Origin of the sequence: Sinorhizobium sp. FG01 (genome assembly GCF_002531875.1) — a bacterium.
GTDB classification, from domain to species: Bacteria; Pseudomonadota; Alphaproteobacteria; order Rhizobiales; family Rhizobiaceae; genus Sinorhizobium; species Sinorhizobium fredii_C.
Genome location: NZ_NWTB01000007.1, coordinates 63,005 through 75,617 on the forward strand (window position 1 = coordinate 63,005; position 12,613 = coordinate 75,617).

Annotated in this window: 12 protein-coding genes; 8 read left to right on the forward strand and 4 right to left on the reverse strand. The window is 61.5% G+C overall.

The window, feature by feature from the left end:
- Nucleotides 1-93: 93 nt before the first annotated feature.
- The 4 genes from coaE to CO656_RS12745 form a co-directional block, all read right to left on the reverse strand.
- Complete coding sequence (coaE, locus tag CO656_RS12730) at nucleotides 94-684, reverse strand: dephospho-CoA kinase (protein ID WP_097526018.1); 591 nt, start codon at nucleotides 682-684, stop codon at nucleotides 94-96.
- Nucleotides 681-1,541, reverse strand: coding sequence for a shikimate dehydrogenase (locus tag CO656_RS12735; protein ID WP_037418430.1), 861 nt, complete (start codon nucleotides 1,539-1,541; stop codon nucleotides 681-683). Before CO656_RS12735 ends, coaE begins: the two co-directional genes overlap by 4 nt.
- Nucleotides 1,534-2,133 (reverse strand): Maf-like protein, encoded by a 600-nt coding sequence (locus CO656_RS12740; RefSeq protein WP_037418427.1) that lies wholly within the window; start codon nucleotides 2,131-2,133, stop codon nucleotides 1,534-1,536. The genes CO656_RS12735 and CO656_RS12740 overlap by 8 nt, the downstream gene beginning before the upstream one ends.
- A 139-nt stretch (nucleotides 2,134-2,272) precedes the next feature.
- Nucleotides 2,273-3,094, reverse strand: a complete 822-nt coding sequence (locus CO656_RS12745) for a pyruvate, water dikinase regulatory protein (protein ID WP_097526019.1) — start codon at nucleotides 3,092-3,094, stop codon at nucleotides 2,273-2,275.
- Between the two features lie 403 nt (nucleotides 3,095-3,497).
- Between CO656_RS12745 and hemE the strand changes: the two genes are divergently transcribed.
- The 8 genes from hemE to CO656_RS12785 all read left to right on the forward strand — a co-directional run bounded on the left by hemE (nucleotide 3,498) and on the right by CO656_RS12785 (nucleotide 12,532).
- Nucleotides 3,498-4,532: a uroporphyrinogen decarboxylase gene (gene hemE / locus CO656_RS12750; protein WP_097526020.1), complete on the forward strand. Its 1,035-nt coding sequence runs from the start codon at nucleotides 3,498-3,500 to the stop codon at nucleotides 4,530-4,532.
- Complete coding sequence (hemJ, locus tag CO656_RS12755) at nucleotides 4,529-5,068, forward strand: protoporphyrinogen oxidase HemJ (protein WP_097526021.1); 540 nt, start codon at nucleotides 4,529-4,531, stop codon at nucleotides 5,066-5,068. The genes hemE and hemJ overlap by 4 nt, the downstream gene beginning before the upstream one ends.
- A gap of 197 nt (nucleotides 5,069-5,265) precedes the next feature.
- Complete coding sequence (gene rho / locus CO656_RS12760) at nucleotides 5,266-6,531, forward strand: transcription termination factor Rho (protein ID WP_082911953.1); 1,266 nt, start codon at nucleotides 5,266-5,268, stop codon at nucleotides 6,529-6,531.
- A gap of 337 nt (nucleotides 6,532-6,868) precedes the next feature.
- The gene (gene mnmE / locus CO656_RS12765; RefSeq protein ID WP_097526209.1) at nucleotides 6,869-8,188 is read left to right on the forward strand and encodes a tRNA uridine-5-carboxymethylaminomethyl(34) synthesis GTPase MnmE; all 1,320 of its coding nucleotides are present in this window, start codon (nucleotides 6,869-6,871) and stop codon (nucleotides 8,186-8,188) included.
- Between the two features lie 94 nt (nucleotides 8,189-8,282).
- Nucleotides 8,283-10,163 (forward strand): tRNA uridine-5-carboxymethylaminomethyl(34) synthesis enzyme MnmG, encoded by a 1,881-nt coding sequence (gene mnmG / locus CO656_RS12770; protein ID WP_097526022.1) that lies wholly within the window; start codon nucleotides 8,283-8,285, stop codon nucleotides 10,161-10,163.
- Nucleotides 10,160-10,801 carry a 16S rRNA (guanine(527)-N(7))-methyltransferase RsmG gene (gene rsmG / locus CO656_RS12775; protein WP_097526023.1) on the forward strand — a complete coding sequence of 214 codons (642 nt, stop codon included), beginning with the start codon at nucleotides 10,160-10,162 and terminating at the stop codon, nucleotides 10,799-10,801. The genes mnmG and rsmG overlap by 4 nt, the downstream gene beginning before the upstream one ends.
- Before the next feature lie 14 nt (nucleotides 10,802-10,815).
- Nucleotides 10,816-11,610, forward strand: a complete 795-nt coding sequence (locus CO656_RS12780) for a ParA family protein (RefSeq protein WP_097526024.1) — start codon at nucleotides 10,816-10,818, stop codon at nucleotides 11,608-11,610.
- Nucleotides 11,611-11,641: 31 nt separating this feature from the next.
- Nucleotides 11,642-12,532, forward strand: a complete 891-nt coding sequence (locus tag CO656_RS12785) for a ParB/RepB/Spo0J family partition protein (RefSeq protein ID WP_037418412.1) — start codon at nucleotides 11,642-11,644, stop codon at nucleotides 12,530-12,532.
- Nucleotides 12,533-12,613 lie beyond the last annotated feature (81 nt).

Here is a 12,613-nt window from a genome sequence, read left to right on the forward strand (position 1 = left end):
CTAAGACGGGCTACTCGGCGAATCAGTTGATCCGTTCGTGCGACCGATTTTAATGTCGTTGCTTTTCCAGTTGAAGATGCTCATGGCCGCGGGTCAGGGGCTGTCCACGGTCAAACGATCGACAATGGCGCGGACCTGCTCCCGGGTAACGTCGAAACTGTCGCTCGTGTCGATGACGTAATCCGCCCGGGCGCGCTTTTCACTGTCGGGCACCTGCCGCGCGAGAATCATCGCGAATTTCTCGGCGGTCATGCCCGGGCGCTTCATGACACGCTCTCGCTGGGTCTCCGCATCGCAGCTGACGACGACGACCCGGTCGAGGCGCTTCTCGGCCTTGGTCTCGAAAAGCAGCGGGATATCGAGAAGCACGAAAGCCGCTCCCGCCGCACTGTGCCTTGCCACGAACGCATCTTCCCTCGCCCGGACAAGCGGGTGAACGATCCGCTCCAGTTCGCCGAGGCGCTCCGGTTGTGCCAGCAACTGCCGGGAAAGCTCCGCCCGATCGACGATGCCGTCCTTGGCGACGCCCGGAAAGGCTGCTTCGACCGGCGCCACCGCTTCCCCGCGATAGAGATCGTGAACCACCTCGTCCGCGTCGTTCACCGGGACGCCGAGCTCCCGGAACATCTGAGCCGCCGTCGTTTTTCCCATGCCGATGGAGCCGGTGAGCCCGACGGTGATCATGCGTGCACGTCCATATCTTCGATAATAATTTGCCGAAGCGTTTCATCGACTTTCGGTTTCCGGCCGAACCATTTCTCGAAACCCGGCACGGCCTGGTGCAGGAGCATGCCAAGGCCGTCGACGATCCGGAAGCCCTGCTCTTCGGCCTGGCGAAGGAGCGGCGTTTTCAACGGCACATAGACGATGTCGGTGACCACCGCGCCGGCTGCGAGCGGCGAGAAATCGATCGACGGCGCCGGCTCGCCGTCCATGCCGAGCGAGGTCGTATTCACGAACAGACCGGCATCGGCCATGACCTCGGAAAGGGCGGCGATCGGATGGGCCTCGACGGCCTCGCCAAACCGGTCAGCCAGTTCCTGGGCCCTGGCGGCCGTGCGGTTCACCACATGGATCGTCCTGACGCCGCGATCGCGGACCGCCTGGATCACGGCGCGGCTGGCGCCGCCGGCGCCGAGAATGACGGCCGTGGAGGTACGATCCCAGCCGCTTGCCCGCTCGTCGAGATTGGCGACGAAACCGCGCCCGTCGGTATTGGTCGCGTAGATTTGTCGGTCTTCGAGCCAGAGGGTATTGGCGGCGCCGAGCTCGGCACTCAGCTCGTCCGGCCGGTCGGAGAGCTCGAAAGCCATCTCCTTGTGGGGGATGGTGACATTGCCGCCGCAGAAGCCAGTGCTGCCCTCCCGCAGATTGCGCATGAAATCAGGGAAGGCCGCCGGGGTCACCTCGTGGGCCCGGTAGCTTCCGGCAATGCCGAACTGTTTCAGCCAATAGCCGTGGATCAGCGGCGAGCGAGAATGCTTGATGGGATAGCCAGTGACGAAGGCGTGATTAAAAAATGTTTCACGTGAATCACGCATCGATCGATCCCAATTCGCGGAGTTTTTCAAGAAGCGGCAGCATCGGCAGACCTAGGATCGTGAAGTAATCGCCGTCGATCTTCTCGAAGAGCTGGATCCCCTCACCTTCGAGCTGATAGGCGCCGACGCTCGAAAGCGCCTTCTCCCCGACCCTTCTCAGATGCCGTTCGGCAAAGGCGCGTTCCAGCGGCCTGACCGTCATACGCGCGGTCGACACATGCCGCCAGAGGACCTCACCGTCACGGACGAGGACGATGGCGCTGTTCAGGCTGTGCGTCCTGCCGGAGAGCGAGAGGAGATGTTCAGTCGCCTCCGCCATATCTTTCGGCTTGTGATAGACGCGGGTGCCAAGCGACATCGTCTGGTCGCTGCCGATCACCAGCGCGCCTGCGAAATGGCGCGACACATCCTTCGCCTTGGCTTCCGCTAGTGTAAGCGCCACCTCGGAAGGCGAGGCACCCGCCTCTTCCAGCGGTCGTTCCAGGGCGCGCTCGTCCACCTGGGCTGCGCGGGCCGCAAATGTCAGCCCGGCGTTTTCCAGGAGAGCGCGCCGAAAGGGGCTGGCAGAGGCGAGCACGAGCGAGGATGTCATCTTCTCAATCCGCAGTTCCGAGATCACGATGGTCGCTGGACCGGTCGCATGCGATCATCATGATCGATTCCGCATGAACCGGAACCGAACGGCGCGACCGAACGGCTGCTGTGCGACCTTCCGGTTCCTGGGCTCCGCTCTATCTGAGCCGGGGGCGAAGGGCAACGATCGCCGCGGCGGTTTCCTCGATCGAACGGCGGGTCACGTCGATCAGCGGCCAGTTGTTGCGGGCGCAGAGCGTGCGGGCATATTTCAGCTCCTCGGAGATCGCCGCCCGATCCGTATAGTCCTCGCCATGAAAGCTCTGGGTCGTACCGAGCAGGCGATGCTGGCGGACCTGGGAGAGCCGGTCGGCGCTGGCGATCAGCCCCACCACCAGCGGCTTCGTCGCCTTGAGCAGGCCCTCCGGCAAGGGCACGCCGGGGACAATCGGAATGTTGGCGGTCTTAATGCCGCGATTGGCGAGATAGATGCTCGTCGGCGTCTTGGAGGTCCGGCTCACGCCGACGAGCACGACATCCGCCTCGTTGAAATCGGCCGGCATCTGCCCGTCGTCGTGATCCATGGTGAAGTTCAGCGCCTCGATCCGGGCGAAATAATCGGCATCCATGACATGCTGTGCGCCCGAACGGCGCCGCGACGGCGAACCGAGATAGGATTGGAACAGCTCGATAATCGGGTCGAGGACGGAGACGCAGGGAACGCCGATCTCGCGGCAGCGCTGGTCGATCATGCCGGCTAGTTCCCGATCGACGATCGTATAAAGCACGATGCCCGGTGCGCCGTCGATCGCATCGAGAACCTGCATCAACTGCTTCCTGTTGCGGATCAGCGGATAGACATGCTCGAGCGCGTGCGAGGACTGGAATTGCGCCGCGGCGGCGCGGCCGGCGGCTATCAGCGTCTCGCCCGTCGAATCGGAGACGAGATGCAGGTGGAAGTAATTTTTTCGGTTCTCCACGCAATTCTCCGGAGGCTGTTGATAGGCCGGGACACCCGCGGCCAAAATCGCGGCCGCCGCTTAGGCCCGTGGAAAAGGGTCGCGTTATTCACATCCGAAGCCCGGACGAAAAACGCCCGGGCGCAGTTGTGGACAAGACTCAAGCCGACGACAAATTGTCACGCGGATCGACTCCTTGTCCACAGGAATCGCAAATCCGAACCCCTGGGCAAGATGCTGACTTTCCTGTCTTTTCTCAACTTTTCCCGATCCGTTGGCAATCCAGCCGAACTTTCTCCAATGATACGCGTGGCGATCGGCGGCGGTTGGATGAACTGAGGATTGATTTTAATCCTTGATAGCCACCGACTCTAAGAAATAGAAACAATTTCAAATAGGTTGATTTTAGATTGGGAAATGGCGAGTGGCCGAGACACGTCGCAAAGTTCTTGAGGTGTTGAACGGGAAATGCCTTACGCCTCCGCCCGTCTGGCTGATGCGCCAGGCCGGTCGCTATCTGCCGGAATACCGGGCGACACGCGCGAAAGCCGGGAGCTTCCTCGATCTCTGTTATTCGCCGGATCTCGCCGTCGAGGTGACGCTGCAACCGATCCGGCGCTATGCCTTCGACGCTGCGATCCTCTTCTCCGATATTCTCGTCATTCCCGACGCGCTGCACCGAAACGTCCGTTTCGAAGAGGGCCATGGACCGCGGATGGATCCGATCGACACCGACGGCATAGCAAGCCTCAAGGCCGATCAGGTTTTGAACCATCTGGCTCCCGTCTTTGAAACCGTCTCTCGGCTCCGGCGGGAATTGCCTCAGGAGACGACGCTGCTCGGCTTCTGCGGGGCCCCGTGGACGGTTGCGACCTATATGATCGCCGGCCGCGGCACGCCGGACCAGGCGCCGGCGCGGCTCTTTGCCTACCGTGATCCGAAGGCCTTCGAGCAGCTTCTGGCGTTCCTTGCCGATATCTCGGCCGACTATCTCGTCGAGCAGATCGATGCCGGCGCCGATGCGGTGCAGGTCTTCGATTCCTGGGCAGGCGTGCTCGGCGAGGACGAGTTCGCCCGCTTTGCCGTGGAGCCGGTGCGGCGGATGATATCATCGGTGCGGGCCCGCCGGCCTTCGGCGAAAATCATCGCCTTTGCAAAGGGTGCGGGCCTGCTGCTCAAGGACTATCGCCGCTTGACCGGGGCGGACGCGATCGGCCTCGACTGGACGGTGCCGCTGTCCTTTGCCGCAGAATTGCAGAGGGACGGACCGGTCCAGGGCAATCTCGATCCGATGCGGGTCGTTGCCGGCGGGTCGGCCATGGAAAACGGCATCGACCGCATTCTCGATGCGCTCGGCAACGGGCCGTTGATCTTCAATCTCGGCCACGGCATCACGCCGGAGGCGGACCCGGAGAACGTCGCGGCCCTGGTGGCGCGCGTTCGTGGGATCAGGGGATGATCGAGCGGCAAACCGATAGCGCGCCCGGAAGGCGGGCGCGGCTACGCGCGATCGCCGCCCTTTTGATCTTCGTCGCGCTGCTGGCGGCGCTCTTCATCGGGCAGCCGGACGATCTGTATCTCTGGATCAAGGCGTTCCACATCATCGCAGTGATCTCCTGGATGGCGGCGCTGCTCTATATGCCGCGGCTCTTCATCTATCACACCGACGCCGTGCCGGGGTCGGCGCAGTCCGAGACCTTCAAGACGATGGAGCGGCGGCTTCTGAAGGTCATCATGAACCCGGCGATGATGATCGCCTGGCTGCTCGGCCTCTATCTCGCCTGGAGCGTCTACGGGTTTAGCGGCGGCTGGCTTCACGCGAAGCTTTTCTGCGTCTTTCTGCTGACGCTGGTGCATATGCATTTTAGCCGGGCGGTCTCCGACTTTGAGCGAGACGTGAATCGAAGGACCGCGCGCTACTGGAGGCTGATGAACGAGGCTCCGACGCTGTTGATGATCGTCATCGTTATCCTCGCCGTCGTGAAACCATTCTGAATTCAAACGATTCGCAGCTGCAATAGTTGCCGCTAAATTGCTGCGCCCCCTTGCGGCGTTCCACGTGAATCGCTATTTTCGCGCATCTCCTTCATCCCCAAGGCCTGTGACGAAGTTTAGAGCCTGCCCCCTTTCCCCTCGCAGCTCCCTTACGAAAATCACGCCTCTCCCATTCCCCTACAAGACATGGACTCTTCATGGCTGAAATGAAGCTTCAAGACCTCAAGAACAAGACGCCGACGGATCTCCTGGCCTTTGCCGAAGAGCTCGAGGTCGAGAACGCCAGCACCATGCGCAAGCAGGAGCTGATGTTCGCCATCCTCAAAAATCTGGCCACGCAAGAAATAGAAATCATCGGGGAAGGCGTTGTCGAGGTCCTTCAGGACGGCTTTGGCTTTCTTAGGTCGGCAAATGCAAATTACCTGCCCGGTCCGGACGACATCTACATTTCGCCGTCGCAGATTCGCCGCTTCTCGTTGAAGACGGGCGATACGGTCGAGGGGCCGATCCGCGGACCGAAGGAAGGCGAGCGCTACTTCGCGCTGCTCAAGGTCAACACGATCAATTTCGACGATCCGGAGAAGATCCGCCATAAGGTCCACTTCGACAACCTGACGCCGCTCTACCCGAATGAGCGCTTCAAGATGGAACTGGAAGTACCGACCTCCAAGGACCTGTCTGCCCGGGTCATCGACTTGGTGGCGCCGCTCGGCAAGGGCCAGCGCGGCCTGATCGTCGCGCCGCCGCGTACCGGTAAGACGGTTCTCCTGCAGAACATCGCCCATTCGATCACCGCCAATCACCCGGAATGCTATCTGATCGTTCTCCTGATCGACGAGCGGCCGGAAGAAGTGACCGACATGCAGCGCTCGGTGAAGGGCGAAGTCGTCTCCTCGACGTTCGACGAACCGGCGACGCGCCACGTGCAGGTGGCCGAGATGGTGATCGAAAAGGCCAAGCGCCTCGTTGAGCACGGCCGCGATGTGGTCATTCTGCTCGATTCGATTACGCGCCTCGGACGTGCCTACAACACCGTCGTTCCGTCATCAGGCAAGGTGCTCACCGGCGGTGTCGACGCCAATGCGCTGCAGCGGCCAAAGCGCTTCTTCGGCGCGGCCCGCAACATCGAGGAAGGCGGCTCGCTGACGATTATCGCGACGGCGCTGATCGACACCGGCAGCCGCATGGACGAAGTCATCTTTGAAGAGTTCAAGGGCACAGGCAACTCGGAAATCGTCCTTGACCGCAAGGTTGCCGACAAGCGTATCTTCCCGGCCATGGATATCCTGAAGTCCGGCACGCGCAAGGAAGACCTGCTGGTGCCGCGCCAGGACCTGCAGAAGATCTTTGTGTTGCGCCGCATTCTCGCGCCGATGGGCACGACCGACGCGATCGAGTTCCTGATCGACAAGCTCAAGCAGACGAAGACCAACGGCGACTTCTTCGATTCGATGAACACCTGATCGGGTCTGCGGCGACTCTTGTGGCAAGGCGGGACTCGCGAGTCCCGCCTTTTTCTATGAGGGGCAGCGAGCCGATCTGACGTTGGCAACCCAAGATGACCTACGGCTTCCGTGCACGGCGGTGATTCACGTGAAACAATGCCGACGTTGCGCCGGACTCCGAGGGCCCACCATACTTGCATTCCGGTGCCCAGACATGCATAAGTCTGCGCCGTTCCCTGTGCCGACAGCTGCGTCTGTTTCGGGCGCAAGGAGAGAGAGTTAGCTCCTCGATACAGACGGAAGACGCCGCCGGCGCACAGGTTTGACCTGTGTGCTCACCAAATCGAACAAGCCGATGCAGCTCACGGACACTATCTACGCGCTCTCCAGCGGCGCCCTGCCCGCCGGGATTGCTGTCATTCGCATCAGCGGACCGGCGACGGCCGGTGCGATCGTGCAGCTTTGCGGCGCTCTGCCAAAACCGCGCTCCGCCTCGCTCCGAACGATTCGGAATCGAAACGGTGAGATGCTCGATAGCGGGCTGTTGATCTATTTTCCCGGACCGTCGTCGTTCACGGGGGAGGATTGCTGCGAGCTGCAGCTCCATGGCGGGCGAGCCGTCGTGCACGCCGTTCTCGAGGCGCTTGCCGAGCTCGAGGGATTGCGGCACGCCGAGGCCGGCGAGTTCTCGCGGCGCGCTTTCCAGAACGCCAAGTTGGACCTGGTCGAGGTCGAGGGATTGGCCGACCTAATTTCAGCCGAAACCGAAATGCAGCGTCGCCTGGCGATCGAACAGGCGAGCGGCGGTCAATCGGCTCTTTACCACGGCTGGGCGCGACGCCTGACCCATGCACGCGCGATGATCGAGGCGGAACTCGACTTTGCCGATGAAGAGGATGTCCCGGGCTCCGTCAGCGACACGATCTGGAGGGATCTCGAGAAGCTTCAGGCAGAGATCGACGCCCATACAGGAAAGGCCGGGCTGGCCGAGATCATTCGCGATGGCCTTAAGATCGTCATTGCCGGCGCGCCGAATGCCGGCAAGTCGAGCCTGCTCAATACCCTCGCGAAGCGGGACATTGCCATCGTGACGGAGATCGCCGGCACGACTCGTGACGTCATCTCGGTCGACCTTTCCTTAGCCGGATTCTCGGTGAAACTATTCGACACGGCCGGGCTGCGGGAGACGGACGAGATCGTCGAGCGTGAAGGCATCCGCCGGGCAAGGGAAGTTATCGGACACGCCGATTTGATCCTCCTGCTATCGGAAAAACCGGACGGCTTTGTTTTGAACGAGCCGATTGCTGATGAAGCTCCGATCATTCGGGTTGCTACAAAGTTCGACCGAAACGCAACGATTTGGCGGGCGGGTCAGGCGGATGTGTTTCTGTCGACGAAGACCGGCGACGGCATCGGCGAGTTGCTGAAAAAAATCACGGCGCACCTGCCGGATCTCGCCGGGCGGACGTCACTTGCAATCCCGTCAAGAAAGCGTCATGTGGATTGCCTGAAACAGGCCAGCGTCGCGCTGGCGCGCGCCTTGGTCACCGAGGGCGCAGATCTCCAGGCTGAGCAGCTGCGCGTCGCCGGCGACGCACTTGGACGGATTACTGGTCGGGTGGATGTCGAGAACCTGCTCGACGTGATATTCTCGGAGTTCTGCATCGGCAAGTGAGATGGCGTGCGATCGAAGCGGGTCGCAAGCTCGTTTCACGTGAAACCTTCTTGATACGGCGATTAACAATCAACACCCGAGCGCGGGAGTGTCTATGACGAGCTATGATGTCATCGTAATTGGCGGAGGTCATGCCGGCTGCGAAGCCGCTTCGGCGGCGGCGCGGCTTGGCGCGCAGACGGCTCTGGTTACCCACAAAATCGAGACAATCGGGGTGATGTCCTGTAACCCGGCGATCGGCGGCCTCGGCAAGGGGCACTTGGTTCGGGAGATCGACGCCCTCGACGGGCTGATGGGACGCGTCGCCGATGCCGCCGGCATCCAGTTCCGGCTCCTCAATCGGCGCAAGGGGCCTGCGGTCCGGGGACCGCGCACACAGGCGGATCGTCGGCTCTATCGCGAAGCGATGCAGCGGGAGATCGGCGCTATTGAAAATCTCACGGTCATCGAAGGTGACGCCTTTGACCTTCTGACCGGTGGCGACGCCGTCACCGGCGTGGTCATGAAGGATGGCAGGGCCCTTAGGGCCGCCTCGGTGGTACTGACCACGGGGACTTTCCTCAAGGGACTGATTCATATCGGCGATCGCAAGGTTCCGGCTGGCCGCGTCGGCGAAGAGCCGTCGCTCGGCTTGTCGGAGACGCTCTCCCGCTCCGGCCTGACGCTCGGACGGTTGAAGACCGGCACGCCCGCGCGGCTGGACGGCCGGACGATCGACTGGGACCGCGTTGGCCGGCAGGGGCCGGACGAGCAGCCGGTGCCCTTCTCCTTCATGACCGACACGATCATCAATCGCCAAATCGATTGCGGCGTAACCCGGACGACCGACGCCACCCACAAAATCATTGCCGACAACATTCACCGCTCGGCGATGTATTCCGGTCAGATCGAGGGAGTCGGCCCGCGCTACTGCCCGTCGATAGAAGATAAGATCGTCCGCTTCGGCGAACGGGACGGTCACCAGATCTTCCTCGAACCCGAAGGACTGGACGATGACACCGTCTATCCCAACGGCATATCTACATCGTTGCCGGAGGAAGTCCAGGAAGCCTTCATCCGCACCATTCCTGGCCTCGAGGATGTGGCGATTCTTCAGCCCGGCTACGCCATCGAGTATGATCACGTGGATCCGCGCGAGCTCAAGTTGTCGTTGGCGGTTCGAAAAATGCCCGGGCTGTTCCTGGCTGGTCAAATCAATGGAACGACCGGCTATGAAGAGGCTGGAGCGCAGGGCCTGGTCGCCGGCCTCAACGCCGCGCTGGCAGCGACGGGCCGGGAGCCCTTCATCTTCAGCCGGACAGACTCCTATATTGGCGTGATGGTCGACGATTTGACCTCGCGCGGAATTAGCGAGCCCTATCGGATGTTCACCTCGCGGGCGGAGTATCGCCTGTCACTTAGGGCCGACAATGCCGACATGCGTTTGACCCCGGTCGGCATCGAGCTCGGTTGCGTTGGGGAGGCGCGCCGGGCCCGCTTTGCATCGTGGAGGGGTGCCTATGAGAACGGCCGCACGCTCCTGCAATCGCTGTCGATCACACCGACCGAGGGCAAGCGGTTTGGCCTCAAGCTCAACCAGGACGGCCAGCGGCGTTCAGCCTTCGAAATCCTTTCCTACCCGGATCAGAGGATCGATGGGCTGAAACCGCTGTGGCCGCAGCTCGAAGGAATTGATCGGCGCGTCATCGAAGCGCTGGAGATCGATGCTGCTTATGCCGTCTATATGGAGCGCCAGGCGGCAGACATCGCCGGTGTTCGGCGAGAAGAGAGCGCATCGATTCCGGACGACTTTGACTATAGCGACTTGCCGGGGCTCTCCAACGAGCTGAAGCAAAAACTGGCGCAGCAGCGGCCGTGCAATTTGGCGCAGGCGATGAAGGTCGATGGGATGACCCCCGCGGCCGTGTCGCTGCTGCTGTCCTGGTTGCGGCGGCAGGAGCGCGGTGCGTTGGCTGCGGGGCGTGCGGCGCAATGAAAGCGAGTCCTGCCGAGCGCATGAAAGCGCTGCGTGTTTCACGTGAAACGCACGAAAAGCTGGAGCATTTCGCCGGGCTTTTTCAGAAGTGGGCGAAGTCGATCAACCTTGTGGCACCGTCTACGCTTGAGGATCTGTGGCAGCGCCATATACTAGACAGTCTGCAGATCTTTCAGCTGTCTCCTTCGCCCAAGGTCTGGGTAGATCTTGGCAGCGGCGGCGGTTTCCCAGGCGTTATCACTGCCATCTGTCTCTCCGAATTTTCAGATGGATGGGTCCATCTCGTCGAAAGCAACAACAAGAAGGCTGCATTTTTGCGCGTTGCTCTCAACGAAACGGGGGCCCGCGGATCGGTTCATCCGATTCGAATCGAGCAAACCCCTTCCGCTATCCCGCGCTGTGACGCGATTTCGGCCCGTGCGCTCGCCGATTTGTCGCAATTGCTTGACTATTGCGCGCCGTGGATGCTTCAGAACGACGCGAAAACCGTCGCCTTCTTTCATAAAGGCCGGGATTATCAAACGGAAGTTGATAAAGCGGTTAGCCGCTTTCAATTCGATCTGGTAAAACATGCAAGTGTCGTCGAGCCGGATTCGGTTGTGCTCGAGATTGCAAATCTTTCACGTCGGACGAAGTGATAGGCGAGCGAAGCATGTTTGGCCCAAGAAATCGGATCATCACCATTGCCAATCAGAAAGGCGGCGTCGGCAAGACGACCACCGCAATCAACCTGGCGACAGCGCTGGCGGCGATCGGCGAAAGGGTCCTGATCGTCGATCTCGATCCTCAGGGGAACGCCAGCACCGGACTGGGCATCCAGCGGCGCGATAGGCATTTGTCATCCTACGAGCTGATGATGGGGAGCCACTCGATCGGCGAGATTGCCCAAGAGACAGCGGTGCCGAACTTGGCCATCGTCCCGTCGACCATGGATCTACTCGGCGTCGAAATGGAGATTTCTCGCGAGTCCGATCGGGTTTTCCGCCTGCGCAAGGCGCTCGCCGCGCCCGAGGCACTCACCTATTCCTACGTTCTCGTGGATTGCCCGCCCTCCTTTAACCTGCTGACGATGAATGCCATGGCGGCGGCGCATTCGGTGCTTGTGCCGCTTCAATGCGAGTTCTTCGCGCTTGAGGGTCTGAGCCAGCTGCTGGAGACGGTCGATCAGGTCCGTCGCACCGTCAACCCGAGCCTGGACATCCAGGGAATCGTGCTGACAATGTTCGACTCGCGCAACAATCTCGCCCAGCAGGTCGTCAGCGATGTCAGGACACATCTGGGCGAGAAGGTCTATCACACGTTGATTCCCAGGAACGTCCGTGTTTCTGAGGCTCCATCCTACGGCAAGCCGGCCATTCTCTATGATCTCAAATGCGCCGGTAGTCAGGCCTATCTCCAGCTGGCCTCGGAAGTCATCCAGCGTGAGCGGCAGCGCAGGGCTGCATGATTGTTTCGGTTTCGTAATCATCGGGTGTAGTATGAACGATGACAGCTCCAAGAGACGCCTTGGTCGCGGCTTGGCCGCCTTAATCGGCGAGATGGATCAGCCGTTGCAAAGCGGAACGGCGCCGACGAGCCCGGTCAATGCCGACCGGCGTGTGCCAATTGAATTCGTCTCGCGCAACCCGCGCAACCCGCGTCGGCAATTCGACGAGGCGGAACTGCAGGATCTGGCAAGTTCGATCCGCCAACATGGCATTGTTCAACCAGTCGTCGTCCGCACCGTCGGTCATGAACGCTACGAAATTATTGCGGGCGAGCGCCGTTGGCGCGCCGCTCAGCTTGCCGGCTTCACCGAGATTCCGGTGATCGTGCGCGACGTCGACGATCGGACGGCGCTGGAAATTGCAATCGTCGAAAACGTCCAGCGCTCCGATCTCAACCCGCTGGAAGAGGCGCTCGGTTACGAACAGCTGATTGCCGAGCACGGCTACACCCAGAACGACCTCGGCGACATCATCGGCAAGAGCCGCAGCCACGTCGCCAACAGCCTGCGGCTGCTAAAATTGCCGGAGCCGGTGCGCGACATGCTTTCCGACGGCAGCCTCTCTGCGGGCCACGCCCGCGCCCTGGTGCCGACCTCCGATCCGGTGGCGCTGGCGCGCTCGATCGTTGCCAAGGGGCTCTCGGTACGCGACGCGGAGCGCCTCGCGCAGAACGACATCAAGGCCCAGAACGATCCCAACTTCGCCAAGGGGCGGCATCGCGAGGAAAAGGACGCCGACACGCTGGCGCTGGAACGGACGCTTTCGGACAGCCTGGGGCTGGAAGTTACCGTCAGCCACAAGGCCTCCGGCGGACACCTTCGGATCGCCTACAAGACGCTCGATCAGCTCGAGGAGATCTGCCGGCTGCTTGAACGGCGCTGAAGATCGCGCTCCTGTCGCCGGAGAGCAGTTGACCAGCGAGTGCCTACGCCGGACCATTCTCGTCCGAGCGGCACAATTTCC

Coding starts and splice junctions, on each gene's coding strand:
- CO656_RS12785 (WP_037418412.1), top strand. CDS start 11,642: ATGAACGATGACAGCTCCAAGAGACGCCTTGGTCGCGGCTTGGCCGCC.
- coaE (WP_097526018.1), bottom strand. CDS start 684: ATGATCACCGTCGGGCTCACCGGCTCCATCGGCATGGGAAAAACGACG.
- rho (WP_082911953.1), top strand. CDS start 5,266: ATGGCTGAAATGAAGCTTCAAGACCTCAAGAACAAGACGCCGACGGAT.
- hemJ (WP_097526021.1), top strand. CDS start 4,529: ATGATCGAGCGGCAAACCGATAGCGCGCCCGGAAGGCGGGCGCGGCTA.
- mnmG (WP_097526022.1), top strand. CDS start 8,283: ATGACGAGCTATGATGTCATCGTAATTGGCGGAGGTCATGCCGGCTGC.
- CO656_RS12740 (WP_037418427.1), bottom strand. CDS start 2,133: ATGACATCCTCGCTCGTGCTCGCCTCTGCCAGCCCCTTTCGGCGCGCT.
- rsmG (WP_097526023.1), top strand. CDS start 10,160: ATGAAAGCGAGTCCTGCCGAGCGCATGAAAGCGCTGCGTGTTTCACGT.
- CO656_RS12780 (WP_097526024.1), top strand. CDS start 10,816: ATGTTTGGCCCAAGAAATCGGATCATCACCATTGCCAATCAGAAAGGC.
- CO656_RS12735 (WP_037418430.1), bottom strand. CDS start 1,541: ATGCGTGATTCACGTGAAACATTTTTTAATCACGCCTTCGTCACTGGC.
- mnmE (WP_097526209.1), top strand. CDS start 6,869: ATGCAGCTCACGGACACTATCTACGCGCTCTCCAGCGGCGCCCTGCCC.